We start from the raw sequence: 26,895 nt of genomic DNA on the forward strand, positions 1-26,895 counted from the left end.
CAGTGTGCCAAGGAAGGTTATGAAAATTATATTAGTACGTCATGGTCAAGCAGAAGACGAGACGCGCCCAGACAGTGCGCGTCAGTTGACAAGTTTTGGTCAGCAGCAAGCTGCGCAAATGGCAGCGTATCTCACCACTCATTATAAACCAGATCGTTTCGTCGTCAGCCCTTATACTCGGGCACAGCAAACCCTAGCTGTGCTGCAATCACTTGTATCATGCGTGCCTTCATCGATACAAGACAATATCACACCGTCTGATGATGCCCGTCAAGCGCTGATAGATATTGGCAATATTGAGGCCGAGTGTCTGGTCGTGGTCTGTCATATGTCTATCGTGGCTTATATCGCCGGACTGCTCACAGGTGATTATCCTGAGTCATTCTCGTTGGCAGAAGCGAGAGTGTTTGAGATGGATTTTGTGATGACTGGCATGGCAACTGAAGTTGATCGTTTTGTGCCTGATCAGCCTTACTAGGGCGTGTCCTCATTTCAAAAATGGTGATAAAAATGAGATAAATTGCAGTCAGACAAGGAAAATAGCTGGCTAATATCGAGATATTAGTCAGCTATTTGACGCTGTTTGGCAAGATTTAGCCATTTTTAACCCATTTAGATGACTATCGATTGAATTGAGGACACGCCCTAGACTGGTTGATAGATTTACTGCTTAGATTTGAGCGATTCGGAAGTGACTGATCTTAAAAGCAGTCATAAAAACTGAGCGCTTTGCTGAGTATGCAAAATTTTCTAATCATTTCTTTACGACAGTATTGCTTCATAGAGTATTTTATAACCGCCGCAATAATTGAGGACACGCTTAGTGTTACATGTTTGGTTAAGAGCGCAGCATAGTCCACTAGCTGTCTGGCACGAAGATATACAGCAATGGCAAACGGTTGATGGGTGGCAACAGCTGCAAACTATCTATGGTAACTATAAATCCAATGGCCAAAAGACGCTTTGTTTGTATTTTCCTTCAAGCCACGCACTGCAAGTGGATACTGAGCTCAATATTGCCCAACTCAAACAATTGGGCAATACTGGTAAGCAGTATTTGTTTGAAGAGACGTCATTGACGCCTGTTGATCAGCTGTCTATTCGTCAATTGAATCATGCAGACGATACGCAACTGTATGCGCTGGCGCAAAGTGATATTGAGGCATGGCAGCAAAGTGCCGAGCTGGTTGGCTTACATATCGCTGCACTGCTTCCAGATTTTTTTTTGCTGCCGCCGCCAGAAGAGGGTGCAGGTCAGCAAGTAACCCTTTATCAAGATGAGTATACGATACTACTGCGCCAATCATGGCGTCAGGGTATGGCCGTTAGTTATTTGCCATTGATATTTGAGCGGTTTTCTTACTTGAGTGAAGTGATGGTATTGCCAGCTATTGAGGCTGCAGAGGATCCTTTAAACCCATCAATGCCAATGAGTTTTGTGGCGCAAACAGCCGCACTTGTTGCAGATCATCAGCTTTTACTCACGACATTGGCCACGACGCCCAAGCCAGTCGACAATCCCGAACGTCATGCGCTCAATTTCTTTGTTAAATCAACGGATTCACAGTTGTCACCGTATCTACGGGTTGCGATGATGGTGGCGCTATCTGCCTTAGTGCTACAAATGGCAACCGATGGCGTACAGTGGTATCAATACAACGCAGCGAGTGCTGCAACTAAGACTGAAATTGCAGCGCAGTATCAATCTTGGTTTGCCGATGAGCCGCTGAGCACACGCACCAAGCTGCAAGTGCAGCTGCAACCAAAATTGCGTAGTGATAGCCAAGCAGCGGCTGCACATATGGCAGTACTATCACGGATATCACCGCTGATTAAACAATCTTCATTGCGTGCGCAAGCCTTAGTCATGCAGCCCTCAGCGCTCAGCTTTACGTTAACTGCGCCAGATCGTGACAGTCTTGATAAGTTTGCAAGTGCGCTTGTCGAGCAAGGACTAAGCGCCAAGCTAGAGCAAGTCAATAGCAATGAGCAAGGTCAATTTAGCGGTCAAGTTACTGTCAATGTTGTAGAAAACAATGTTGTGACAAGCAATGCTGTGACAAACAATGCGTCATAATTCATCAAGGTATTGGTAATAAAGGTCAAAACATGAAACGATTACAGCGCCGACCCAAACGCAGTGCAGCTGTCCCTACAACCAGTACTAAAGCGCATGCATTTTCAGAGCGTGTGAGCAGTTATCAAAATGGATTGGCGACGCGTTGGCATCGGCTGCCTGCACGTGATCAGTTGGCGTTGGCTGTATTGTCAGTATTTTTACTATTGTTTATCGGTGGCTACGGTGGTTACAGTGTCCATCAAGCAGCCAATGACAGTAAACGCGGCTATCAGGAACAAGTAGCAGACTATTTCTGGTTACGTGCTCAAGAAGGTAATATCGATAGTAAAGCATCGAGTGCGGCTACTACGGTTGATGGAGAGGCTGATATGCCACCTGCTAGTCGTATTAACGCGTTGTTGAATAGTTCTGGCATTGCAAATGCTCAAGTGGTTGCCGCTGGTGATTCAGTACAATTGAGCTTTACCCATCCGAGCCAAGCAGTGGTCAGTACGGCACTTGGCAAACTTGAACAGCAAGGTTGGCAGTTCACGCAATTGTCTATGCAGCAGGATACAACCAACAAATCTATTCAGGTACAGGCGACAGTCGCTTTGTAGAATGCGTCAGAAAGATGCTTAACTCTCAGTCATTTTTATACCATCGCATTTTGTATTTGATTTAAAACTAGGGCTTGTCATCAATTAGATTGTGAGGCTTAAAATGAGAGAAATTGTAGATAAACAAGGAAGAAATTGCCGTTAATATGAACATATTGACAAAATTACTGACGATGTTTAGCAAAATTTAGCCATTTTAAGGCCACTAAATGCATTAATGTGCTAATTGATGACACGCCCTAGGGCTTTATCCTTGGTATCATTGAAAAGCCACTCATCTAGCACCATTAAATGTGTATTAGCCGAACACATATCAACCATAAACAATCGCTCGATAGCCAATCCGAGCAGCAGTCACATCACTAAACTGCCTCTACCTATAGCGATTAATGAGCACAAATACTACCTGTAAGGAAAAAATCCTATAATGAGTGACAGACTGAGAAACGATACGCAGGGTTCTTTGACTACTTATAATCACATCACTTATTTCTTATATGTGATCAGTTACTTTACGGCAGGTCTGCTGTGGATTGTGCCGATTGTCATGAACTATGCCAAACGTCACGATGCTGATGGAACATGGCTGGCCACGCACTTTGATTGGCAGATTAAGACCTTTTGGTACAGTATTGTTTGGTTCATCGTTGGTATTATTATTATTACCTTTGCATTTGGTGGCTTTGGCGTTGGTATGCTGGCTGATAGTGGCAATATTGCTATCGGTTCGGTATTGTTGGCAGGGGTGGGTTTACTTATTATGACCTTTACCTTTATCTGGCACTTATATCGTATCATTCGTGGCTGGATTGCGCTGACCGATGGTCGTCCTGTGCCCTGATAGCGATTAATCTGTATTCACTACAGTGCTAATATGGAAATTTACCGCATGAAACTTTGCTCTTATTTCTGTTAAGCTGATATAATCGCTGCGCCTGATTTCATTCGCATTATTCATTCACTTTTTTTCGAGCAGGGTCTGTCATTACTATGTCTTATGCCTTACTTCGTCCTTTTTTGTTTAATCTGGATCCCGAGCACGCCCATGAGATGACGCTGTCTTTATTGGATAAAGCGCACAAAGCGCGTGTGCTAGGCTTGGCATATGGTCAGTCGATGCAACCAACGGATTGTATGGGATTGCAGTTTGCTAATCCCGTTGGTTTGGCAGCAGGGCTAGACAAAAACGGTGACTATATCGATGCACTCGCAGAGCTAGGCTTTGGTTTTATCGAAGTAGGGACAGTGACACCAAGACCGCAAGTAGGCAACGATAAGCCAAGACTGTTCAGAATCAAGCAAGCAGATGCGATTATCAATCGTATGGGCTTTAACAATGAAGGCATCGATTATCTGATCGACAATGTCAAACGCTGCAAGTATAAAGGTAACATCGGTATCAATATTGGCAAAAACGCCGATACGCCAGTCGAGCAAGCTGCCGATGATTACGTCTATTGTTTAGAGCGCGCTTATCCGCATGCCTCATATATCACGGTCAATATCTCATCGCCAAACACTAAGAATTTACGTGATTTGCAAAGCGGTGAAGCCCTAACTCGTTTGATGGACACCATCAAAAACCGTCACAGTCAATTAGCCACTGAATATGGTTTTTATGTGCCACTGGTGCTTAAAGTTGCTCCTGATTTAGAGCCATTACAGGTGGACTATATCTCACAGCAGCTGATAGATTTTGAGATTGATGGTTTGATTGCGACCAATACAACCTTAAGCCGTGTCGGCGTTGAAGATTTACGTGATGGCGATCAAATGGGCGGTCTATCAGGTCGACCAGTGAGCCATATTAGTACCCAGATTTTACAACAGTTCTCTGATCAGCTAGAGGGTAAAGTCGCGTTGATAGGTGTGGGCGGTATCGATAGCGGTGCCAAAGCGGTCAAAAAAATCGAAGCAGGCGCGGACATGGTACAGCTCTATACAGGACTCATATATAGAGGCCCTGGGCTGGTGCAGTCTTGTATCCAAGCAATCGGTGGCTATTATGATGCCATGGAGAGCTAGCCATATGAATAAAATGATGAGTCATAGCATATGAGTGGTTTAGATATTGTGATTGCTATTGTGGTCTTGATTGGCTTATGGCGTGGCTTTCAGGTCGGACTGATTAAAACAGCGATAGGCTTGGTAGGGTGGTTTATTGCCCTTATTGCAGCGACTCGGCTCGCAGGCGTGGTATCACCGCAACTGACTGGTATCGTACAAAACCCTGTATTACAAATGGCCATGGCGTTCTTATTGGTGGTGATTGCCATATTGGCTATCATGCACCTAGTGGCTTTTGTGTTCTCAGGGATACTTAAGACGCTACGTTTGGGCGTCTTAGATAAAATGGCAGGCGGCGTACTGGGTGCTGCCAAAAACGTACTGATGGTCTTGGTTGTACTGAGTGTTAGTGCGCCATTATTGGTACAGATGCCACAGTGGCAGACCTCAGTACTAGCACCTGAGCTGCTTCCTTATGCACCGATGGGCAAGGCCTTGGTATCAGATGTATTGGGTATGGCTTGGAATCAAGTCAATCAATCGTAGTTCTCCCTATTTTTAATTCTTTTAATACTTCTAAATATTTGCGTGTGTCATTAATTATCCAAAACAGATTACCAAAAATTCTCGTTAAATTTTTTACAAAATCATCAGGTTAGCGGCGGGCGATGGCGAGTGGTTTTAGTAATATACTGCCGTTAAGTTTGCCGTTATTGTCGTACTAATGTATGAGTCAAAATAGGATATAGCTATTATGTGTGGAGTCATTGGAGTTGCAGCTCACGAGCCAGTCAATCAGATACTTTATGACGGTTTGACGATGCTACAGCATCGCGGGCAAGATGCAGCGGGTATTGTCACTTTGCAAGATGGACGACTCTATCTACGTAAAGAAAACGGCATGGTGCGTGACGTGTTTATGAATCGTCATATGATGAAACTGGTTGGTAAATTCGGTATCGGTCACGTTCGTTATCCAACAGCGGGTACTTCAAGCAGCGCTGAAGCTCAGCCATTTTATGTCAACTCACCTTATGGCATCACCCTTGCGCATAATGGTAACTTGACCAATGCTGAGAGCTTGGCCAAATCGTTGTATATCGAAGATCGTCGCCATCTTAATACAGATTCAGATTCTGAAGTACTATTGAATGTATTAGCGCACGAGATGCAGAATCTTGGCAAAACGCATCCAACGGCTGATGATATCTTTGAAGCGGTCAAAGCTGTATATAAACGCTGTGAAGGCGCTTATGGCGTAGTTGCTTTGATTACTGGCCATGGCCTGCTAGCATTCCGTGATCCAAACGGTATCCGTCCGCTTATCTTTGGTAAGCGTATGGCACCGAATGGCGGCACTGAATATATGGTGGCATCAGAGTCAGTGGCATTAACAGGGTCAGGCTTCACTATCGTTCGTGATGTCAGACCAGGCGAAGCTATTTTCATTGATCTCAACCATAAGTTGCACACGCATCAGTGTGTCGAGCAAAAAGAATACACGCCTTGTATCTTTGAGTATGTGTATTTTGCTCGTCCAGACTCTATCATGGACAACATCTCAGTCTATAAATCACGCCTCCGCATGGGTGAAAAACTGGCAGATAAAATTCTTGCTGAATGGGGTGAGGATCATGATATCGATGTGGTTATTCCGATTCCAGATACCTCACGTACCTCAGCGATGGAGCTTGCGCTCAAAATGAACGTCAAGTACCGTGAAGGGTTTATGAAAAACCGCTACATCGGTCGTACGTTTATTATGCCAGGTCAGCAGCAGCGCAAAAAGTCGGTTCGCCAAAAGCTTAGCGCCGTTCCACTAGAGTTCAAAGGCAAAAATGTACTGTTGGTTGATGACTCAATCGTCCGTGGTACGACTTGTCATGAAATTATTCAAATGGCGCGTGATGCTGGCGCAAACAAAGTATTCTTTGCAAGTGCATCGCCACCTGTCAAATTCCCGAACGTATATGGCATTGATATGCCTGTACGTACTGAGCTGATTGCGTCAGGCAACAGTGTTGAAGAAGTGCGTGAGATTATTGGAGCTGATCGTTTGATCTTCCAAGACTTGGATGATTTGATCGATGCGGTAAAAGACACCAAGCACAGTAAAGTTGAAGGCTTTGATTGTGCGGTATTCAATGGCTGTTACATTACCGGACAGATCAATGAAGCGTATCTTGATCACTTGCAAGAGCAGCGTAACGACACTGCCAAAACAGGTAAAAAAGGCGTACAAATAGTGGCCGATACCCCAGTTGACATGATGGGTGTTGAAGAGCTTTAAGCTGAACTAAAGCCATTATTTTTAGCTAGGCCTTAAGTATAAAAAAAGCTGGATTCTTTATAGAATCCAGCTTTTTTGTGCTTAAACTACCGCTAAAAAATAGTATCAGTCCAAAATATTCTTAACCCAACAGCTGGCTAAATAACCAAAACAGCCCATTGATGGCAGCAATGCCCACAATCATACTGACCAAGAGCTGACGGCTGATATGGTATACCAATAGTACCAAGCAAAGCGCCCCAACTTGTGCCATTAATAAATGTAGCTCTACATTATTTAGGGCAATATCTGCCGATAAACCTGAGTAGGTTAGGCTCGTAAAAATGAGCAATACCATAACCGATAACGGCAAGCTCTCATTCAATCGGTGCAGCCACGGCGTGTCTAGCACCTTTCGAGGTATCAAAGAAGGCAAGGCACGCGTGATAAAAGTGACAGCGGCCATCGCAAAAGTGGCGAAAATAAGATAACTGCTACTCATGATTTGCTCCTGCCTTATACCGTTCTACCCACAAACCTCGTAGCAATATCATTAGCATGCAGATGGTAATCGCGACTAATAGTAACCAGTCGCTGGTAAATAAAGAGGCGACGATTAAGCCAATGATAGCGATGCCAATTGGGAAATAGCGTTTGATACTTTGAAACTGCTCATAAGCCAATATTGCAAACAAACAGACCAAAGCAAAATCTAAATTTGGTACTAAGTCACTGAGCGTACTACCGATGATTACGCCAACCGTGCTCGCAATGACCCACCAGCTTTGGTTAAACAAGCTGATAGGGAGTATCAGTGCTCGTCGTGACTCGTTAGGCAAGCTGGTCATGACTGAAAAAGTCTCATCAGTCAGGGCAAACAGACAATACGTTTTGGCCAGTTTGTTTTTTGGTAAGTATTGCAACAGCGGCATACCATAAAATACGTGACGCAAATTAATCGCGGCAATATTGGTTGCGATATTGCCAATTGGTAAGCCCGCACTCAGCATCGGCAGACAAGCATATTGCGCCGCGCCAGCATATAACACGATACTGAGCATAATCGTGGCCCATATAGGGATGCCAGCGACTTGAGCCAGTACACCAAAGGCAATACCAGCAGGTAAATAGCCCATCGCTACGGGTAGGCTTCTTTTAAAGCCCTCAGCCCAGCGATAGCTAAATGCTGGCTCAGTGGCTATTTCATTTGAATGAATTGTCACAGGACATCCTATGTTTTTGCGATATTTTATAAAGATATGGGTTTAATGAGGAAACGCTCTAATAATGATAAAAAATGATGCTTTTGGTTATAGTCTTTGATAGCTACCTGATTGATGACCGCGATATAAAAAACCGCCCAAAATGATGAGCCTTAATAGCAATAGACACCAGACACTGAGCCAAATACCCGTCATATCCCATTGCTGATACAGCAGCCAGCTCAGCGGGAAGAATATAGCGGCCAGTATCAGCGCCGCATTTCGAATCACGCTGCCAGCCGTCAGACCAAAAAACACACCATCTAGCCAATACGCGCCAACGCCGACAATAGGTAACAGCACTGCATAAAGATGATACTCATAAGCGAGGGTAAAGACCGGTTCGATATTGGTCATAAATGCTAGGTAAGTTGGCATTGCAAGCCACCAGATGAGGCTCAACATGATGGCAAGGCCGTAACTGACGACGCCAGTACGCCTTACAATCGTACGAAAGCGCGGCCAATCACGTCGTCCTGCTGCCTGACCACTTAAGGTTTCAGCAGACACAGCAACACCATCAAGGGCAAAGGCAGAGATGCTTAATACTTGCAGTAAAATCGCATTGGCGGCCAATATGACATCGCCACTTTGTGCCGCAAGTCGAGTGATCCAAGCAAAGCTCACGGTCAGTATAAGCGTACGAACAAAGATATCTTTATTTAAAGAGAATAGCCTAAGCATCTTATCTTTCGTAAAATACTGTCGATCGGCTTTGAACAATGCTGTCCAAGATATTCCTAAATGCTGACGGCTTAGCCATAGTGCCAGTAGTACACCTGCCCAAAAGGCAAGGGTTGTACCCAGTGCTACGCCTGCCAAATCCATTTGCAGACCAAAGACAAAAAATAGGGTCAAGACGATATTGAGTACAGCGATAAAGCCCTGTTGATAGAGCATATAACGCGTCTTGCCTTGTCCGGCAAACCAGCCAATAAACGCAAAGTTCATTAGCTCAGCGATCACACCCCAGAAGCGCACATCTAGATAGGTCTTTGCCGCAGTACCACTGTCGGGATTGGCTGACAATGCTTGCAGGCCAATGTCAATTAGCCAAGGCTTTGCTAGTAGTAGCACTGTCCCAATGGTAAATGCCAATAATAAGGCGCGTTGTAAAATAGACAGTAAAGGCGTGGGCGCTGATGTACCGTCAGTATTACCAGCTAGCTGTCCTAGTGCCTGTGCGGCCAGTCCAGATGAGGCATACTGCAAGAAGTTAAAGCTAACCAGTAATAATGACAGCAATTGTATGGCCAAACCCATGCCAGCCAGTTTGGCCGTCTCATTCATATTGCCCACAATCGCTGTATCAATGACGCTTTGTAATGGCATGGCCAAATTGGCCAATAATACAGGCAGCGCAATCGCAACAATACGCTTATAGCTTGTATTAATCGGCGGCATTGCATTAGACGTTGACGTGTTAGCTGACATTGGGGGCTCGTTGATACGTAGGCGATAAAGAGGATAGTCTGTTTTTTGAGTGTAGGTAAAGCCGAGCTGCAACCCATCGAACATATGAGACAAAATAGCTATAAAGACAAAAGCACCTAGACTCACTATGCATGAGTCAGGTGCCTTTATTCAAACATCATTACTATAGTCAATCTGCTATAAAAGAGTTACCGCGTTAACCTCATTTGAAGTATCACATATACATCTGCGTTCGGTTGCCTCGTACCTCTTTTAAACTGAATCAATTATACTTGCTAAATAAATATTCTAAGCATCGTAATGCGCTATATCAGTGCATTATCTAACCCGTTAGATGTTATCTTGCTCAAACATTTTTGGGTCATTAAAGGTAACGATTTCTTCTTCGAACTCTGGTTTTACTTTGACAATAAAGTCATCGCGCGACAGACCCATACGTAATGGAATCGAGCTTGCGATATAAGTCGATGAGTAAGTACCTGCGAGTAAACCGATAAATAGTGCCACTGAGAACCAGTACAGTCCATCACCGCCTAAGAATAGCATGGCCAACACAACCAATAATACGGTTGAGATAGTCATAATGGTACGGCGTAGGGTTTCGGTCAACGACAAATCAATCGTCTGTTCTGGTGTAATACCACGAACACGGCGAAAGTTTTCGCGGATACGGTCATAAACAACAATGGTATCATTGATAGAATAACCAACCAGTGCCAAAATAGCGGCCAAGACGGTTAAGTCGAAAGGGAAGCCAAATAAGGCAAAGATACCAATGGTCACGATAGCATCATGAAAGAGCGACAATACGGCGCCAAGGGACAATTTGAACTGGAAACGCAGGGCAACATAGCCAAGCATACAGACCAATGCCAATACCAGCGACATGACAGAGTTTAGATAAACTTCGTTACCAACCTGACTACCAATGATGTTGACGTTACTGATCGCAGCAGTGTTACTTGGTAAGGCAAGTGCCTGAGTCAGGCTAGTGCTGAGGCCATCGACATTGTCTGACTGCGGTGGCAGACGTACCAACAGCTCTTCTCGTGTTCCTAAATACTGTACTACTGCATCATCGAATCCATTGTCAGCAAGTGCTTGTACCACAGCCACTTGTTCGACAGGCTGCTCATAGCGCACATCTGCAGACACACCACCCATAAAATCAAGACCTAAGTTCAAGCCGTTTACGGCGATCGCAATGATACTAGCAACGACCATAAAGAGAGATAGCAAAGCCATCGGCTTCTCTATCTTCATAAACGGAATAATACGCTTATCGCCAAGGGCTTTGATACCGCCCTCAGCAATGGCTGCAGCATCATCGGTAGCATCACTTGACACTATCTCAGGATTCACCGCAGTCGATAATGCTTGGCTGTCTTTGTTAGCTTGGTCTTTACCACCGCGACGACTGCTGCTTTTAGCAGAGCTTGCGGTCGTTGGGTTGTTGGTCTTGGTATTGCTACCTTTACCATCACGGCGTGGTTTATTGCGGCGACGTGTGCTTGTACTTGCCGTGTCACTGTTTGAGCCACCTGAGCCATTTCGATCTGGGGTGTTTTGCTGTTCTAAAGGCTTATTTTTATCGATTGCCATAGTGTTCTCCTAACCGATGCTCAGACGTTTGATGGATTTACGCTTACCATAAGCAATTTGTATCAGTGCACGTGTTACCAAAATAGCGGTAAACAATGAGCTGACAATACCAATAGCTAGCGTGATCGCAAAGCCTTTAATCGGACCTGTACCAATCGCAAATAAGATAAATGCGACCAATAGGGTTGTAATGTTGGCATCGAAAATACTACTAAATGCTCGATCAAAACCTGCCACGATGGCGGACTTTGGCCGTACACCATTTGCAATCTCTTCCCGTATTCGCTCAAAGATTAGAACGTTGGCATCAACTGCCATACCGATGGTCAATACAATACCAGCAATACCTGGCAAAGTAAGTGATGAACCCAAAATCGACATAATAGAGATGATGATGATCACGTTAACCGCTAGGGCGATATTGGCAATGACACCAAACAGGCGATAGAAGATAATCATAAACGCAAAGACTAAAAGATACCCAACCTGTGTAGAGAATAGGCCTTTATCGATATTTTCTTGGCCTAGTGATGGGCCAATGGTACGCTCTTCTACAAAGTACATCGGTGCAGCAAGGGCGCCTGAACGCAGTAGTAGCGCAAGCTCAGCGGCTTCAGCACTGCTATCAAGACCCGTAATACGGAATGATGATCCCAGTACCGCTTGGATATTAGCTCGGTTGATCACTTTTGTCTCAGCATAGGGCGTACGTACTTCGGTCGTCTCGCCAGTTGCTGCATCTTCTTCATAAGTGATTCTTTGCTTGTTTTCGATGAACAGTACAGCCATCTGTTTGCCAACCGCAGTACGAGTGGCGTTTTGCATGAGCTTACCACCAGCACTGTCTAGCGTAATGCTGACCTCTGGCATGCCGCTCTCATCAACGCCGGTCTGTGCATTGGTGACTTTATCACCTGTGACGATTGCTTGGCGCTCTAGTAAGACTGGTGCACCATCAAGCGTTTCAAATGGGAATGCTTCAGTACCTGCAGGAGGTATGCCGCCTGTATAGCTATCGGCGTCTTCTGCCACCATACGAAACTCAAGGTTTGCAGTACGGCCAAGGACTCGTTTGGCTTCAGCAGTATCTTGTACACCAGGCAGCTCGACCACAATACGGCTAGCGCCTTGCGACTGTACGAGCGCTTCAGTGACACCCAGCTCTGCGATACGATTGCGTAGGGTAGTCAAGTTTTGATTGACCGCGTAGCTGTTGATTTCATCAATGGTTGCATCGTTGTACGCTAAAACCAGAGCAGGACCTTGATCATCAATAGATGATTGCAAATTAAAGGTAGCACTCATCGTACCTTGCAAAATATTTTGTGCACGGTTACGAGTATCAGTATCCGCAAAATGCAATACCACACCTTGATTTTCGGTCTTGATACCTTTGATTGCTACTCGTTCGGCGCGTAGCTCACGTCGCATATCACGACTGGCACTGGTCAAACGTTGTTCGAGCGCCTTGTCCATATCGACTTCGAGTACAAAACGGACACCGCCGCGCAAATCGAGACCCAGTTTCATCGGTCTTGCACCGATATCACGTAGCCATTGCGGGGTGGTCTGTGCTAAGTTGAGTGCGACCACATAGTCCTCACCCAAATTTTTACGTAGCACTTCTTGCGCTTTTAGCTGATCGACTGGATTGTCAAGACGTACTAGAGCACTGTTGCCCTCAAATGTCCCATCATGATTGTCTAGACCTGCCTCTTTGAGCAGATCCTGAGATTGGGTCAGGATGCTTTCAGACAACTGCGTACCTGCTGCAGCACTGGTAATCTGTACGGCAGGTTCGTCAGGATAGAGGTTAGGGGCAGCATATAGACCGGCAATGATGAGCACGGCGGCAATCAGTAAGTATTTCCAAGCGGGATATTGCATAATCACTTCTTTAAGTTGATAAACGACTGGCGAATAGGCCACAAGTTAGCAGATGGGAAGTTAGCGATAGCAACGGTCGAGTGCCAGTTTAGCAGTCGTTATCATGCACCATTGCGATCATCCGCGATGATAGTAGGTAGAGCAGTAAAGCAAATAATACAGATGTCTCTTTATAGAGTCACCAAAAATATTATCAACACACCTAACAAAAATAGCATATTCAATAGTGTGGTAGCTCGACGTCATTGCTTTAATAGCGAAAAATGACCGTAAGCAATATACGGTCATTTTTTAATCGTGACACTCTTTAGTGATACGACCATCAAATCATTACCTATCAAAAACCAGTAATAATTATACGCTTTCGATTGTGCCAGCAGGCAATACTGAGATAACAGACGCACGTTGTACTTTTACATCAGTATTGTTGTTTAGGCTCACAACCGCATAGTCGCCTTCGATGTCTTTAATACGACCCATCAAGCCACCAGCAAAAATAATCTCGCTGCCAACTTTCAAAGCATTAACCATCGCACGATGCTCTTTGGTACGCTTAGATTGCGGGCGAATAACCAAAAAGTAAAAAATCGCAAAAAAGGCAACAGGCAGTAAAATCTGACCGAATAATGAGGCTGCACCAGCAGTTTCGGCAGCATGAGCTGCTTGAATGAATAAGAACATAATATCTCTCAGTAAGTCATGGATAATAATAAAATTAGACGCATAGTAACAAAAAATCCCAGACTTGGTAACTGTTAATCATAGGCCGAGCGTGTTTTTCTTGATGGAGTGATGCACTATTGGGCAAGACTATCTATCAGCTAACGGTCGTCATCATCCTATTTTAAGGATACATCATTCTTATAAAATGGATGGTAGAGTGAAAAAATACGTGCTGTCAGTCTCAGATTACGTTATACGAATACCCTATCAGCGCCATAACCAACTGTCATATACATTTTAATACGGCGGAACGGGTTTATAAAAATAAGGCACACTAAAAGATAAAGACTTAAAAACAGTGACTTATTGTGAAAAGGCATCATCAATGCTACTATCAAATGGCAATAATTGCCTATACTTAGTAAGCAGTCTGCAAAGGCTTGGTATCGCTTTGCGGTACTACTAAATTGGCTTTGAATAACTATTAATGACAGCGAGTAAATACTGTATATGGTATTGCTATCATTAGGGTTTGATTATTATACTATTTCCCTCTTATCTTTTTAGGTTACCTAACTTGTCCACCTCTTTTATGTTTGTACCTCGTTTACGTCGTCCACGCGCTCATAGTAACGACGCGTCTGCTAAACCTCCTCCGACACCGCGCTATTTAGAGCGTCTTAATTATGCTAAGCCAATGGCTGGATTATCAGCGCTGATAGTGATGCTGCTATTGCCATATCCAGCATTGGCCGCTGAAGCATTGGCTGATCCAAGTGCAAGTAGCATTTTACTGCTTATCTTTTTTGTATTGATAGCCATTGGTATCTCATTTATTTGTTCGTTGGCAGAAGCTGCATTACTTAGCATGACACCGTCTTATATTGCTGATATCCAAGAAACCAATCCCAAAAAAGCCAGTATGCTTAAACGATTGAAGGTCGATAATATCGATCAGTCGTTAGCCGCGATTTTAACGTTGAATACGGTGGCGCATACACTAGGATCTATCGGTGCTGGTGCACAGGCGACAATTGTATTTGGTAGTGCATGGTTTGGACTTTTTTCTGCGATTATGACGCTGGCTATTTTGTTTTTATCAGAAATCATGCCAAAAACGCTCGGAACCATATACTGGCGCCAACTAGGTGGCATGGTCGCCTATTTTGTGCGAGGTATTATTTTACTGCTATATCCATTGATTTGGGTATCAGAAAAGTTAACTAAGTTGTTAGTACGCGGCAAAGAGCCACAGGCCTTTAGTCGTCGCGAGTTTGCAGCATTGGCGAGTATCGGTGAAGAGTCAGGGCAAATCGATCCATTAGAGTCACGTATCATTCGTAATTTATTGGCATTTGGCGCCATAAAAGTCGAAGACATCATGACACCGCGTTCAGTGATATTGGCGTTCGAAGAAAACAAAACCGTTGCTGAGTTATTGGTTGATCGTCCAAAACTGACGTTTTCTCGATTGCCAATTTATGATGGCGATTTGGACAATATTACAGGATTTGTTTTAAAGACAGATATGCTACTGGCCAAAGTCAACCATGCCATGCACAAGCCTTTGACACAGTTCAAACGGGACATTACCTTTGTATTCTCTAAGATGAAGCTGTTTGACTTGTTGGAGCTTATGCTAAAAAACCGCATTCATATTGCAGTGACTGTAGGGGAGTATGGCGAAGTCAAAGGCTTAGTCACTTTAGAAGATGTGTTCGAGACGTTATTAGGTCTAGAGATTGTCGATGAGATAGATCGCGTCGAAGACATGCAGGCACTGGCAAGGCAAATGATGGACAGAAGAGTTGAGCGTTTGGGTATGAAGCTCAGTGATGATGAGCTGCCCGAAGATGCTGACACTAAGACAGAACGATTCAAGTAAGGCGATAAAAGCTAAAGTGGCATCAAACTTATCGATGGTTAATACTGACTGTAGTGAACATATGCTACTGTTTAATTAATGATATAGTGATTAATCGAGCATAAAATGGATTGGATTCTGTCGTGTTGATGTTCGCAATAATCACACAGGGTGTCACATGGCTGTGAGAATTGGATGATAGGCTCAGCCTATTATATGAATACCTTTATTTTGATAAACAATTAGGGTGTGCTCTGATTTTTATTCTTATTATTAAATCAGGACAGGCTCTAAACTTAACGCGACAAGTCACACAATGATATAAAGTCGTTCACTGTTTATATATGACAGTGACGAAAATAGCATCGCTAAGGATCATTATGAAACGATTATGGGAAAATAGACTATTAGCTCTATTGATAAAAGGCGCCAGCATCACTGCCATAATAGCAGTGGCCAGCACCGTTAGTATCAGTGCACAAGCGGCCGACATGACCGAAGCTTTGGTGAAAAATTATGCAGCTGCGATGAAGTCATCAGCGAATAGCCAAAATGTCAATCAAGTATCGCGCTTGGTGTCAGATGATGCGCTTATTTCGCTGTCTCGAAAGGGCAAGTCTACTAGCTTGGATAAAGACGCCTACTTAAAGTTGCTTCAAAACAGCTGGAATGATACGTCTAACTACCGCTATGATATTTCTGTGGACAATATTGTTATTACCGGTTCACAGGCAAAGGCCAGTGTCACGACAAATGAGAGCTGGGTCAAAAACGGTCAGCAAGTCTCATTTGTGACGACCTCTCGAGTAACACTCACCTTGTCTACGGGTAATGCGGTTCTGTTACGAGCTGTGTCACAAGTAGCTATAAATTAGCGATAGCTTATCATCAGTGAGTACATTGACACGATTTAATTATCTTAAGATGGCTAATACTGATGTTAGCGTGGCTCAATTTTGCAAATTGTAGTCAGAGGTTCTATCAGTATGTTGATATTGATATCCCTGTCTCTCTGATTTATTGGCATTATCTTTTAGGTTAGGCTAGTTTTTGTTTCACATTGCATACTATACTAGCTGTCAGTTTTATCTTATCAACTTTCGTCGTTAGGAAACTTTCCATATCATGTCTACTGTGCTATCACACTCTCGTTCATTTATTGCGTTGCCATTGACGCTTGCGGTCTCAACTTTGCTTATTAGTGCGTGTAGTAATACGTCAACGGTAAAAAATACTGGTGCGAAGACGAGCTCAGCTGTCGTTACCAAACCTTCCGCTGCGCCAGCCACTAGCACGGATTATTCTACTGCGTATTTGGATGCAGAAAGTTTGGACGAATTGGCAGATTTGCTAGAAGCCAGTGATATGGCAATGGTGGAGGGCAACCAGCTCGCCATCCAGCAGTACGGTGACTTATGGAATCGTTTACGTGCTGGCTATCGTATGAATGGCGGGCAGCCAGTCTATAATCAGCGTATTGAAGGTCAAAAGAGCTGGTTCACCAGTAGACAGGACTATTTGAATCGCCTGACTGCGCGTGCCAGTCGTTATATATACCATACGGTACGAGAGGCAGAGCGCCGTAATATTCCAACGGAGCTGGCGTTGTTGCCAGTGATTGAGAGCTCGTACGATCCAAGTGGCACGAGTAGTGCAGCCGCCGCAGGCTTGTGGCAGTTTATTCCAAGTACGGGACGTATCTATGGTCTGAACCAAAGCAGTACCTATGATGGTCGCCGTGATGTTATCGAGTCAACACGTGCCGCTTATGATTTTTTAACAGCATTACACAATCAGTTTGGAAGCTGGGAGCTGGCGCTAGCCGCTTATAATGCTGGTCCTGGACGTGTGCAAAAAGCCATCGATGCCAATGCAGCACGTGGCTTGCCGACAGATTATTGGTCATTGCAATTGCCTACTGAAACGATGAACTATGTGCCGCGTTTCTTGGCAGTGGCTGAGATCGTGGCCAAGCCAGAACAGTATGGTGTGTACTTGCCAGCCATCGCCAACCGTCAGCATTTCCGTAGTGTGCCGGTCAACTACGGCGTCAGCTTATCTGAAGTGTCTCAGCTCACAGGAGTGGAGTATGATGAGCTTCAAAGACTCAATACTGCTCTTACCTCAGGCCGTATCGACTCATCAGGCCCGCAGCGTGTCATCATTCCTAACGATGTCAGTGTCAATACCGATGCCAAACTGAGCTTACTAAGAGGCAATGGCACAGGTAATGTATTGGCAGCTAGTAATACAAGCACCCCAGCCACAACGACCCCAAGCTACAACAATAAGCCATATACCTCGTCGTCACTCCCGTCTAACAGTAGTGCATTGGCTGATTATGCGGCCAGTGCAAGCGTACCTCAGCAGACGACCAGCTATATCTCGCCGTCAGTCACATCAACCAGCAGTTCATCATATGGCAATACGACAACGCGTACTGAGCCACCATTAAGCGCTGCAGAGACCAAAAAGATCAATGCTGAGTTCAAGAGTAGTAACAGTCTGCCGACTACTTCCGCTCAGATTACTCAGAACAACACCATTGTTCAAGAGCCGCCACTGAGCAAAGAAGAGCGCGACTTTATTGCCAATCAAATTCGTACCAGTACGTCTGAGACCAATGTCATCAATGCAGATGGTAATATCAACTTGTCAGCCGTGCAGACACAGCAGTCAATCTTAGAAGCCAGTGGTGCTGAGAAAAAACTCAGCTTTGCAAAAACCTCAGTCAGTAAACCAAAACCACAGGGCGCGCGTACGACTTATACGGTCAATCGTGGTGACACGCTATCAAACATCGCCAGTCGTGCAGGTGTGAATTGGCGCGATATTGCAGAATGGAACCAAATAGATGCCAGTGCAAATCTGCTATCAGGCAGCACCCTGTATCTGTATAACGCCAAAAACATTGAGCCGTTAAGTACGGCTAGTAACACCGCGGCCACGCAGCCTGAGAGCTATGTGGTACAAGGTGGTGATACGCTTATCGGTACTGCCAATCGCTTTGGCTTATCGGTCACACAGCTTGCTACTTACAATAACCTAAGCAGTCGTGCTGACTTGCTGAGAGGTCAGAAGCTATGGCTAGTACCAGGTAAAGTGACTGCGCCAGCGACGACCCCTGCCGCACCTGCTACTAAGCCAAAAAAATCATCGACTGCCACTAAAAACTATAAAGTGAAAGCAGGGGATGGACTGATCGCGCTTGCCCGTCAGTTCGGCGTGTCGACGGATACGTTAGCCAGTCTTAATAACATGAGTACCACAGGCTCGTTATATGTGGGTCAAACCCTTAAAGTGCCTGCGACTGCAGACTTTTCTGCGCCAAGCAATAGCACAAGCAGCAGTTCTAGTAGTAGCTCAAGCTCAGTGGCAACCACCAATTATAAAGTCCAATCAGGTGATACCCTGATTGGTATTGCGAATAGTGTGGGTGTTAGCGCCGCCGAATTGGCTGCTGTAAACAGTAACTTTGATGCTAAAGCTCGCTTGCAACGTGGACAGACGATCAAAGTGCCTGCTTCTAAAGAACTGGTCGATCGTCAGTTGAATGATAAGGCAGTCAGCTATAAAGTCCAATCAGGCGATACGCTCACTGGTGTGGCCAAACGTTACAATATCGGATTAAGTGATTTGGCATCAGCAAATAACTTGAATACCAATTCCAATCTAATACTGGGCCGTACCATTACCATTCCTGCTAACGGTAGCGCTACAAGTGCCGCTAGTAATCAGAGCAATGGCTCTACTAGTAGTAAAACCAGCAGCACAGCCAGTAGTGGTACAGCGAGCAGTGGTACTAAGCTTGGCAACACTGAGAGTTATAAAGTCAAATCTGGCGATGGTTTGATTGCGCTGGCTCGTCAATTTGGGGTCTCTGTAGAGGACTTGGCTGCGACCAATGACTTAGCGACCAATGCGCAACTACAGCGTGGACAGACGCTTAAAGTACCAAAAGCAACGGTAAGTTATACAGTCGGTTCAGGTGATAGCTTGATTGGTCTCGCACGTAAATATGGCGTATCGACGCAAGAGTTGGCTGACATGAATGATATCGCTGCTAATACTATGCTGCAACGTGGTCAGCGTCTGACTGTCCCTAACCGCTAATAAGAAGTGAATTACTGGAATAATATCTAACTAGATATCGTTCTAATGTTTTAATACATGGTTTTAAACGTGTTTAATAAAATCGTACCACACAAAAAAGCTGCTCTTATTAAGAGCAGCTTTTTTGTGTTTAACACTTAAGTTCTCAAAAATCTAATAATAGCTGTAAATTAGACAGTCTGGGTTTTAATCGTCTCAAGATAGCTTCTGATATTACTCACATAATGCATCGCTTGTCCATAACGACTATTAGACGCTCTGTTATCAGCGAGATAGGCATAGATATTTGCCCAGCTTTTATCATCGATGCCTTGGGCGCGTAATTTGCGCTGGATGCTTTTGACCGCATTTGGGCCCATATTATAACCAGCAAGTGCAAACCAAATACGATCAGTTTTGGGTACATCAGCAAAATCTGCTTTCATCTGCTCTAGATAACGTGCACCGCCACCGATGCTTTGATACGGATCGACACGGTCTGAGACGCCCATGGCTTTGGCGGTATTGTTAGTCAACATCATGAGGCCACGTACACCAGTTGGAGACACAGCGTCTGCATCAAGATGAGATTCTTGGTAGCCCATAGCAACCAATAGCTCCCAATCATGATTATAATTTCGAGCTTGCTCTTCAAAGGATGACTGATAGTCTGGCAGTTTTTCTGTCAGTGTTTTTTGAAAGTGATCCTGACTGTAGGCATCTTTCAGCAAGTTTTGATTGTAGAACGCGGCCAGCTTTTGTGTGTTTTGCAATTTAATGCTATCACATAAGAAGTAACTGGCTTTTTTTGATAGTGGGTCACTTGACGAGCTAAACGTCCAGCTAACCTTTGGATGCAGGCCATTTTTGGTCAGGCTGGCATCATAGCCGCAGCTGACGTTGACAGAAGACAGGTTTAACTGGCTTTTTAGCTTGGTGCTGGCAGTGGTCAATGCCATGTCAGCATTGCCTGATCTCAGTGCTTTTAGCGCCGCTTCTTCACTGGCATAGGCTTTTAGATTGATATCGACACCGAGCTCGTCGGCATAAGTACGCACTAAATCAAAGCCAAACCCATGCTGGAAACCATCGGTCGCAAAGTAAGTGCTATCGCCAGGCACTGCAGCGATGGTCAAGGTATTCTCCAGCATGACGTTGTCATAGGCTGGTATTGAAGTATTTACAGTTGTCAGACTCTCGGCAGGTAAAGAGAGTAGGGCAATACTAGATATTTGTGCCAGCTTCTTGGTTCTGGCAAAACGAGCAGACGCAATAGGGGTAACGGATGAAACGATGTTACTTTTGGTGTTCAGTAGGCGTTTAGATGGACGCAGTAAATAAGAAATACGGCGTTTGGCCCCTTGCGCAGATACTTTTACACGATAAGTAATACGCTGCATGGATGTCTCCTGATTTTAGCCATCCTTCTTACCGCAAAACGCATACAAATATATGCCAATCATAGGACATATAGTGATATTGCATTTCAGATAAAACGACACTTCTTAATAGGATAAGTGCCATTTTATCTTGTTTAATAATAGGGCCACTAGGGTACTCTCTAAGGGTTAGCTCTAAGAGTTAGTGGTATGTTTAGTCTATTAGCCAATCATAAGTGAAGCATGCGAATGTCAAAAGCGATGGCTTAAAGCATCCTTTAGGACAGCGTCCTAAAAAATACACACACGACAACATGAAGGATATGGATCGGATGATTCCCTCATCGATGACTCAATATGGCAAGTAGAAAAACACCTATATATCAAACATAGGTAAGGTCATGAGTAAGTTATTGAGACAAAAACATAGCATAAAGCACTGGTATCAGATCCGCCATTCAGACAGATATAATCAAGTGCTGTCACTGTGCTAACATTGATAAAAAGCAATATTTTGTATCACTGATAATAAAAAACTCAGTATCAACATTCTTTGTCCAGCAATGAGGTCGAGTATCATAATCACAATTGGTAGATAACAAATTCGTTTATCAATTGAGCGATACGAGATCATCATTGCGCCTCTAAAATACACAGCGCTCTGTCTGCAATATATAGCGTACAGACATAGTATTAAGATAGCAGACGCTCAAAATTTATCGTTTATTTAGCAGGATAAAGGTTTAAGTATCTACCAACAGTATTTTAAAGACATAACCGGAAGCTATAATAATGGGAAGTTTCATGACAAAACATTCATTCTTACAACTATCAATATGAGGTTACCTTTTGTATTATTCAAGTATAGTTAAGAAAAAATCGATAAAACTTAACAATAGAGATACGAATAGTGAATTGTTTGACCGTTTCATACATGATAGTACAACATAGATTATAAGACTCTAAATAAGAGCCAAGTCAGATTTCACTCATTATAAATTTATGCCAATCGTTGCTACTGGCTTGTTCAGTCCTCCTACCGCAGTGTGCTTCCTTTAAAACCGATGCTGTAAAACCGAGACAGCTCGACTGTTTTACACCGGATTATGAATATCAATAAATGTCACAGGCAGCCCAAATTCACTGGCAACTATCTCTCCTAACGCTTGAATACCGCCACGCTCGGTTGCGTGATGGCCGCAGGCAAAATAATCAATACCAAGCTCACGTGCGATATGGGTAGTGCGCTCAGATATCTCCCCAGAGATAAACGCATCACAGCCCATGATGGCCGCCTGTTCAATCATATCTTGCGCGCCGCCCGTACAGATGCCAACACGTGTTATCAATCTATCGCTTGTTTTAGTACGATCATCCTCATGATACTCAGCTGAGATATGAAGTGGCGTGCGCCCTAGTGCTTGGCTAATTTTTGCTATCAGTGCATCGGCGCTTTGCGGTGTGCAAGTGGCAATATTGCCAACGGGATGTGACTCATTAGGATAGAGCGCACCAGTGACGGTCATATCTAGCATACTAGCGAGTGTTGCATTGTTGCCAACAACAGGATGCGCATCCAGCGGTAAGTGATAGCCAATCATTGAGATACCCTGTTGCATCAATTTGCGGATACGCTGACCTTTCATACCAGTCAGCGGGGCAGGCTCACCTTTCCAAAAATACCCATGATGTACCATAATTACATCGGCATTGTGAGCGATGGCGGCATCAATCAATGCCTCACAAGCTGTCACCCCTGTCACGATACGTTGGATAGGTCGTCCACCATCGACTTGTAGGCCATTTGGTGCATAGTCTTTAAAGGCACTGGCTGATAAGTAATCATCACAAAATTGCGTCAATGCTTGCGCGCTGATGCTTTTGTTCGAAGATGCAGATGTCGTAGGGTTCTCATTCATTAGATTTCCTTATTATTATGGGAGGTCAGCACAGTCACTTAAGAGAAAAAATAACCAATCGCTCTTTAAGGCATATTTTTATAGCAGTTATTTTAACATGCTGCTGTAAAAGAGTAGACAAGATGGATAACTGAAATGGTACACGATACGTTACTATTTCACGGCATTGCGGTTATAATTTATACATGTGAGTCTGCCTAGCGGGTCATTAATCGCTAACCAAGCAATAATATCTGAGAAATTGTAGGCATCTCACTCTGTTTTCCACTGTCCGCTTGCATTAAATTTATAGAGGTTTTATATGTCGTCATCCCAGAACACCAATAACAAGGCGTCTTTATTAAAATGGTTGCCATGGGTCTTACTGCTATTAGTATTGGCAGCGCTTATCTGGTTGTTCACGAGTATGAAGTCGACATCGGAGGCCACATGGGAGCCGCCGAGAACCTCAGCAGCTGATCAGCAAGCGTCAGAGCCGGTGGCAGATACGCCAGCACCCATCTCTTCTTATCATAATGCGGTGGCACGGGCATCGCAGTCTGTGGTCAATATCTATACCACTCAGACTATGGCAGAGCATCCCTACATGGATGATCCTGTACTGCGCCGGTTTTTTGAAAATCATAGCGGACCTGCACAAGATCAAGATTCAACCAACTTAGGCTCTGGTGTCATCGTCTCAGAAGATGGTTATATCGTGACCAATGCCCACGTGATCGAAAAAGCAGCTGAGATTACCGTCGCATTTAACGATGGCCGCAAAAGCCGCGCTAAAGTCATCGGTACTGACCTTGATAGCGATCTGGCCGTCATCAAGGTTGATATGACAGGACTGACGCCACTTGGCTTCCGCGAAAATCCGATTCGTGTTGGAGACTTGGCGCTAGCGATTGGTAACCCATTTGGTGTCGGTCAGACAGTGACCCAAGGTATTATCTCAGCGACAGGTCGTACGGGACTTGGTGTTAATAAATTTGAAGACTTTATTCAAACAGATGCTGCGATCAACCCCGGTAACTCAGGCGGCGCACTGGTGGATGCTCGTGGTGAATTGGTCGGTATCAATACCGTTATCTTCTCGCGCTCTGGTGGTTCGATGGGTATTGGCTTTGCCATTCCTACGGCTATCGTAGAGCAAGTCATGAACGCCTTGATCAAAGATGGCCGTGTCAGTCGAGGCTGGCTAGGTATCGAGATTCAGTCGCAGCTACGTGATCCTACTCAGCTTGAGACCTCAACAGGCGTAGAAGTGCTAAACGTTATCGATCAAAGCCCTGCGGCCAAAAGTGGTTTACGCGTTGGTGATATTATTTTGACCATCGATGATGTCGAGATGACAGATGCCAACACCTTGATTCAATATGTCGCTCGTAGGGCACCAGATACCACGCTTAATGCTCAAATACTGCGCAAAGGTAAGAATGCGCAAGTCAGCATTTTACTTGAGGAGCGTCCGGCCCAAGAGCCGATTGCGCAACCAGTGGTGTTGCAAGATGACAACATGGGTGGCATGGAAGATGGCGGTATGGAGCAGCCAAACATTCACGGTGCTGAAGAGACGCCCATGATGTCAAAGGCAGAGCGTGACCGTATGCGTGAGGAGCTGATGAAGCTGTTTGAACAAGAAACCGCAACGCAATAATCTGTATAACCCTGTGCTGGTTCATAACGTATTTATAAGACAGCACATTCAGTTAACTTATAGCATAAAAAAGCGCGCCCCTTTACATAAAGGGGCGCGCTTTTTATTGAGGCTGGTTTATCGGGCACTTAGAATTTTTTAATCATAAACCCGCTACTACTTAGCGATTGGCTCATGATTGATATAAACGACCCCTCGCACACGGCAACAGCAAGGCAAGATTTCATCTTCGTCAATCATCGCAAGTGGCTCAAACGGATAATCAATGGTGTGTGAGCTGGCAATGCGCTTGACTCGGCAACTGCCGCAGTAACCCTCGCGGCATTGATAATTGATCTCATGTCCGGTGCGCAGTAGTCCATCGAGCAGACTCTCATCGTCATGCAAGTAAAATTGCTGCTTACTGGTCATTACCCACGTCATAATTCATCCTATTTGGATTTGGCTATCCTGCTGCTATATCCTACCGCCATCGAAACGTAAAACACTATTAATGCCTAAAGTACTATTAAAACGTAAAACTATTACAACTCAAAGTCATCAAAGTCGCTGTCTGACAAATCAGAATCAATCTGACCGACCAAGTAAGAGCTGATTTCGGTCTCTTGTGGCGCGACTTGCACGTTATCAGATGACAACCACGTGTTGATCCACGGAATCGGGTTTGATTTTGATTTTGGGAATACTGATGGCAAGCCCACCGCTTCCATACGCAAGTTGGTGATAAATTCGATATATTGGCACAGAATGTCTTTATTTAGACCAATCATTGAACCATCTTTGAACAGATAACCTGCCCATTCTTTTTCTTGCTCGGCAGCCTTGCGGAAGATTTCAACGCTTTCATCGAAACACTCTGCGGCAATCTCGACCATCTCAGGATCGTCACGACCATTGCGCATGAGATTCAGCATATGCTGCGTACCCGTCAGATGTAATGCTTCGTCACGAGCGATTAGCTTGATGATTTTGGCATTACCTTCCATCAGCTTACGCTCGGCAAAGGCAAACGAGCAGGCAAACGAAACATAGAAACGAATGGCTTCTAAGACGTTGACCGCCATGATGCACAGATACATCTGCTTTTTGAGAGATTTTAGGTCAACAGTGACTTGTGTGCCATTGATGTTGTGCGTACCTGCACCGTACAAGCTATATAGCTGCGAGTTGCGATACAGCTCATCATAGTACTGGGCGATATCAGAGGCACGGCCTAAGATATGCTCGTTTTGCATAATGTCATCAAAGATAATATTTGGATCATTGACGATGTTACGAATGATATGGGTATAGCTGCGCGAGTGAATGGTCTCAGAGAACGACCATGTCTCAATCCACGTCTCTAACTCAGGGATAGACACAAGTGGCAGTAGTACCACGTTTGGGCTACGACCTTGGATAGAGTCGAGTAGGGTTTGGTACTTGAGATTGCTCAAAAATATGTGCTGCTCATGCGAGGACAGGTTGCTAAAGTCGATGCGGTCTTTTGACACGTCGACTTCTTCTGGACGCCAAAAGAACGACAGCTGCTTTTCTATCAATTGCTCAAAGATTGGGTGCTTTTGTTGGTCATAGCGCGCCACGTTGACGGGCTGACCAAAGAACATCGGCTCTGTTAGCGCATTGTTTGGCGTTTGAGAAAAAATCGAGTAGGTCATGAGACTGCCTTTATAATGGATATGGTTATTATTTAAATAGGGATAATATTGCTTTAACAGTGTTTGCAAAACGGTGTGATGGATTTTGCTATAAGTTCTCTAGTGATATCTGTGACGATGCTTGTCCATCGTTCATATAGGCTTTGAATATCTCACTCAGCTCACTATCGTCCAGCCCCTCTAGCTCATCGACGGCGCTCTGGCGCAGCGTGTCCAAATCCATGTCGAGTGCTTGCTTCGATGAGGGCTTAGGGGTTTGCTTAGCCGATAGCTTTTGTGTGTCTTTTTTTGGCTGTCTTTTCAGTGGTTTTTTGACTGATGTTACGGTGTCTGTCCTAGCATTGGCATTTGCGTCCAATTGCTCACGGACATCTGCCATGTCGACTTCCACTTGTACGATATGCGAGCCACCATCGTTTAGGTCTGAAAATACGTTTGGGATAAACAAACCACCGTCTTTGATGATTGCGGTATATTGCACATGACCTCCGTCTTTTTTATTGTTTGTGTGTTTCTATATTTCTTTGATAGCGCTGGA

At 44.5% G+C, this 26,895-nt stretch carries 22 protein-coding genes; 11 read left to right on the top strand and 11 right to left on the bottom strand.

Going from position 1 to position 26,895, the window contains the following annotated elements:
- Nucleotides 1-19: 19 nt before the first annotated feature.
- The 7 genes from sixA to purF all read left to right on the top strand — a co-directional run bounded on the left by sixA (nucleotide 20) and on the right by purF (nucleotide 6,976).
- Nucleotides 20-478: a phosphohistidine phosphatase SixA gene (sixA, locus tag I6E86_RS04620; RefSeq protein WP_197175692.1), complete on the top strand. Its 459-nt coding sequence runs from the start codon at nucleotides 20-22 to the stop codon at nucleotides 476-478.
- A gap of 345 nt (nucleotides 479-823) precedes the next feature.
- On the top strand, nucleotides 824-2,077 hold the full coding sequence (gspL, locus tag I6E86_RS04625; RefSeq protein ID WP_197175693.1) for a type II secretion system protein GspL: 1,254 nt from the start codon (nucleotides 824-826) through the stop codon (nucleotides 2,075-2,077).
- A 32-nt stretch (nucleotides 2,078-2,109) separates the two neighbouring features.
- Complete coding sequence (gspM, locus tag I6E86_RS04630) at nucleotides 2,110-2,679, top strand: type II secretion system protein GspM (protein ID WP_197175695.1); 570 nt, start codon at nucleotides 2,110-2,112, stop codon at nucleotides 2,677-2,679.
- 427 nt (nucleotides 2,680-3,106) lie between these two features.
- Nucleotides 3,107-3,520 (top strand): DUF4870 family protein, encoded by a 414-nt coding sequence (locus I6E86_RS04635; protein ID WP_197175696.1) that lies wholly within the window; start codon nucleotides 3,107-3,109, stop codon nucleotides 3,518-3,520.
- 149 nt (nucleotides 3,521-3,669) lie between these two features.
- Nucleotides 3,670-4,704, top strand: a complete 1,035-nt coding sequence (locus I6E86_RS04640) for a quinone-dependent dihydroorotate dehydrogenase (RefSeq protein ID WP_197175697.1) — start codon at nucleotides 3,670-3,672, stop codon at nucleotides 4,702-4,704.
- A 30-nt stretch (nucleotides 4,705-4,734) separates the two neighbouring features.
- Nucleotides 4,735-5,232 carry a CvpA family protein gene (locus I6E86_RS04645; RefSeq protein WP_197175698.1) on the top strand — a complete coding sequence of 166 codons (498 nt, stop codon included), beginning with the start codon at nucleotides 4,735-4,737 and terminating at the stop codon, nucleotides 5,230-5,232.
- A 208-nt stretch (nucleotides 5,233-5,440) separates the two neighbouring features.
- Nucleotides 5,441-6,976, top strand: coding sequence for an amidophosphoribosyltransferase (purF, locus tag I6E86_RS04650; RefSeq protein WP_194363086.1), 1,536 nt, complete (start codon nucleotides 5,441-5,443; stop codon nucleotides 6,974-6,976).
- Between the two features lie 121 nt (nucleotides 6,977-7,097).
- Here purF and I6E86_RS04655 read toward each other — a convergent pair whose 3' ends face one another.
- The 6 genes from I6E86_RS04655 to yajC all read right to left on the bottom strand — a co-directional run bounded on the left by I6E86_RS04655 (nucleotide 7,098) and on the right by yajC (nucleotide 13,821).
- Nucleotides 7,098-7,457 carry an AzlD domain-containing protein gene (locus I6E86_RS04655; protein ID WP_197175699.1) on the bottom strand — a complete coding sequence of 120 codons (360 nt, stop codon included), beginning with the start codon at nucleotides 7,455-7,457 and terminating at the stop codon, nucleotides 7,098-7,100.
- Nucleotides 7,450-8,178: an AzlC family ABC transporter permease gene (locus I6E86_RS04660; RefSeq protein WP_413786983.1), complete on the bottom strand. Its 729-nt coding sequence runs from the start codon at nucleotides 8,176-8,178 to the stop codon at nucleotides 7,450-7,452. Before I6E86_RS04660 ends, I6E86_RS04655 begins: the two co-directional genes overlap by 8 nt.
- A gap of 87 nt (nucleotides 8,179-8,265) precedes the next feature.
- On the bottom strand, nucleotides 8,266-9,651 hold the full coding sequence (locus I6E86_RS04665; protein ID WP_197175700.1) for an MATE family efflux transporter: 1,386 nt from the start codon (nucleotides 9,649-9,651) through the stop codon (nucleotides 8,266-8,268).
- 330 nt (nucleotides 9,652-9,981) lie between these two features.
- A complete protein-coding gene (secF, locus tag I6E86_RS04670) occupies nucleotides 9,982-11,253 on the bottom strand; it encodes a protein translocase subunit SecF (protein ID WP_197175701.1) in 1,272 nt (423 codons plus the stop codon).
- Nucleotides 11,254-11,262: 9 nt separating this feature from the next.
- Nucleotides 11,263-13,140, bottom strand: coding sequence for a protein translocase subunit SecD (gene secD / locus I6E86_RS04675; RefSeq protein WP_194363091.1), 1,878 nt, complete (start codon nucleotides 13,138-13,140; stop codon nucleotides 11,263-11,265).
- A gap of 354 nt (nucleotides 13,141-13,494) precedes the next feature.
- Nucleotides 13,495-13,821 (bottom strand): preprotein translocase subunit YajC, encoded by a 327-nt coding sequence (gene yajC, locus I6E86_RS04680; protein WP_194363092.1) that lies wholly within the window; start codon nucleotides 13,819-13,821, stop codon nucleotides 13,495-13,497.
- Between the two features lie 574 nt (nucleotides 13,822-14,395).
- Between yajC and I6E86_RS04685 the strand changes: the two genes are divergently transcribed.
- The 3 genes from I6E86_RS04685 to I6E86_RS04695 all read left to right on the top strand — a co-directional run bounded on the left by I6E86_RS04685 (nucleotide 14,396) and on the right by I6E86_RS04695 (nucleotide 19,780).
- A complete protein-coding gene (locus tag I6E86_RS04685) occupies nucleotides 14,396-15,688 on the top strand; it encodes a hemolysin family protein (RefSeq protein WP_197175950.1) in 1,293 nt (430 codons plus the stop codon).
- Between the two features lie 359 nt (nucleotides 15,689-16,047).
- On the top strand, nucleotides 16,048-16,542 hold the full coding sequence (locus I6E86_RS04690; protein WP_197175702.1) for a hypothetical protein: 495 nt from the start codon (nucleotides 16,048-16,050) through the stop codon (nucleotides 16,540-16,542).
- Between the two features lie 250 nt (nucleotides 16,543-16,792).
- Nucleotides 16,793-19,780, top strand: a complete 2,988-nt coding sequence (locus tag I6E86_RS04695; protein ID WP_197175703.1) for a LysM peptidoglycan-binding domain-containing protein — start codon at nucleotides 16,793-16,795, stop codon at nucleotides 19,778-19,780.
- A gap of 170 nt (nucleotides 19,781-19,950) precedes the next feature.
- Here the strand turns inward: I6E86_RS04695 and I6E86_RS04700 are convergent, their stop codons facing one another.
- Nucleotides 19,951-21,159: a transglycosylase SLT domain-containing protein gene (locus tag I6E86_RS04700; protein ID WP_197175705.1), complete on the bottom strand. Its 1,209-nt coding sequence runs from the start codon at nucleotides 21,157-21,159 to the stop codon at nucleotides 19,951-19,953.
- Between the two features lie 1,073 nt (nucleotides 21,160-22,232).
- Nucleotides 22,233-23,057, bottom strand: a complete 825-nt coding sequence (locus tag I6E86_RS04705; RefSeq protein ID WP_197175707.1) for a Nif3-like dinuclear metal center hexameric protein — start codon at nucleotides 23,055-23,057, stop codon at nucleotides 22,233-22,235.
- A 301-nt stretch (nucleotides 23,058-23,358) separates the two neighbouring features.
- On the opposite strand from I6E86_RS04705, the gene I6E86_RS04710 reads away from it, so the two are divergent.
- Nucleotides 23,359-24,699 (top strand): S1C family serine protease, encoded by a 1,341-nt coding sequence (locus I6E86_RS04710; RefSeq protein ID WP_197175709.1) that lies wholly within the window; start codon nucleotides 23,359-23,361, stop codon nucleotides 24,697-24,699.
- A gap of 156 nt (nucleotides 24,700-24,855) precedes the next feature.
- Here I6E86_RS04710 and yfaE read toward each other — a convergent pair whose 3' ends face one another.
- From yfaE to I6E86_RS04725, 3 genes are all read right to left on the bottom strand, one after another.
- The gene (gene yfaE / locus I6E86_RS04715; protein WP_197175711.1) at nucleotides 24,856-25,122 is read right to left on the bottom strand and encodes a class I ribonucleotide reductase maintenance protein YfaE; all 267 of its coding nucleotides are present in this window, start codon (nucleotides 25,120-25,122) and stop codon (nucleotides 24,856-24,858) included.
- A gap of 101 nt (nucleotides 25,123-25,223) precedes the next feature.
- Nucleotides 25,224-26,357, bottom strand: coding sequence for a class Ia ribonucleoside-diphosphate reductase subunit beta (gene nrdB, locus I6E86_RS04720; protein ID WP_197175718.1), 1,134 nt, complete (start codon nucleotides 26,355-26,357; stop codon nucleotides 25,224-25,226).
- A gap of 88 nt (nucleotides 26,358-26,445) precedes the next feature.
- The gene (locus tag I6E86_RS04725; protein ID WP_197175719.1) at nucleotides 26,446-26,838 is read right to left on the bottom strand and encodes a hypothetical protein; all 393 of its coding nucleotides are present in this window, start codon (nucleotides 26,836-26,838) and stop codon (nucleotides 26,446-26,448) included.
- Nucleotides 26,839-26,895: the final 57 nt, after the last annotated feature.

This window comes from Psychrobacter sp. SWN149, from assembly GCF_015864565.1.
GTDB lineage: Bacteria > Pseudomonadota > Gammaproteobacteria > Pseudomonadales > Moraxellaceae > Psychrobacter.

Excerpts from the sequence above, each read along its gene's own strand:
- nrdB (WP_197175718.1), bottom strand. The coding sequence starts at position 26,357 with ATGACCTACTCGATTTTTTCTCAAACGCCAAACAATGCGCTAACAGAG.
- yajC (WP_194363092.1), bottom strand. The coding sequence starts at position 13,821 with ATGTTCTTATTCATTCAAGCAGCTCATGCTGCCGAAACTGCTGGTGCA.
- I6E86_RS04705 (WP_197175707.1), bottom strand. The coding sequence starts at position 23,057 with ATGAATGAGAACCCTACGACATCTGCATCTTCGAACAAAAGCATCAGC.
- I6E86_RS04685 (WP_197175950.1), top strand. The coding sequence starts at position 14,396 with ATGTTTGTACCTCGTTTACGTCGTCCACGCGCTCATAGTAACGACGCG.
- I6E86_RS04640 (WP_197175697.1), top strand. The coding sequence starts at position 3,670 with ATGTCTTATGCCTTACTTCGTCCTTTTTTGTTTAATCTGGATCCCGAG.
- secF (WP_197175701.1), bottom strand. The coding sequence starts at position 11,253 with ATGGCAATCGATAAAAATAAGCCTTTAGAACAGCAAAACACCCCAGAT.
- I6E86_RS04645 (WP_197175698.1), top strand. The coding sequence starts at position 4,735 with ATGAGTGGTTTAGATATTGTGATTGCTATTGTGGTCTTGATTGGCTTA.
- gspM (WP_197175695.1), top strand. The coding sequence starts at position 2,110 with ATGAAACGATTACAGCGCCGACCCAAACGCAGTGCAGCTGTCCCTACA.
- I6E86_RS04655 (WP_197175699.1), bottom strand. The coding sequence starts at position 7,457 with ATGAGTAGCAGTTATCTTATTTTCGCCACTTTTGCGATGGCCGCTGTC.
- sixA (WP_197175692.1), top strand. The coding sequence starts at position 20 with ATGAAAATTATATTAGTACGTCATGGTCAAGCAGAAGACGAGACGCGC.
- I6E86_RS04635 (WP_197175696.1), top strand. The coding sequence starts at position 3,107 with ATGAGTGACAGACTGAGAAACGATACGCAGGGTTCTTTGACTACTTAT.
- I6E86_RS04695 (WP_197175703.1), top strand. The coding sequence starts at position 16,793 with ATGTCTACTGTGCTATCACACTCTCGTTCATTTATTGCGTTGCCATTG.
- I6E86_RS04710 (WP_197175709.1), top strand. The coding sequence starts at position 23,359 with ATGTCGTCATCCCAGAACACCAATAACAAGGCGTCTTTATTAAAATGG.
- purF (WP_194363086.1), top strand. The coding sequence starts at position 5,441 with ATGTGTGGAGTCATTGGAGTTGCAGCTCACGAGCCAGTCAATCAGATA.
- I6E86_RS04690 (WP_197175702.1), top strand. The coding sequence starts at position 16,048 with ATGAAACGATTATGGGAAAATAGACTATTAGCTCTATTGATAAAAGGC.
- yfaE (WP_197175711.1), bottom strand. The coding sequence starts at position 25,122 with ATGACGTGGGTAATGACCAGTAAGCAGCAATTTTACTTGCATGACGAT.
- secD (WP_194363091.1), bottom strand. The coding sequence starts at position 13,140 with ATGCAATATCCCGCTTGGAAATACTTACTGATTGCCGCCGTGCTCATC.
- I6E86_RS04700 (WP_197175705.1), bottom strand. The coding sequence starts at position 21,159 with ATGCAGCGTATTACTTATCGTGTAAAAGTATCTGCGCAAGGGGCCAAA.
- I6E86_RS04665 (WP_197175700.1), bottom strand. The coding sequence starts at position 9,651 with ATGTCAGCTAACACGTCAACGTCTAATGCAATGCCGCCGATTAATACA.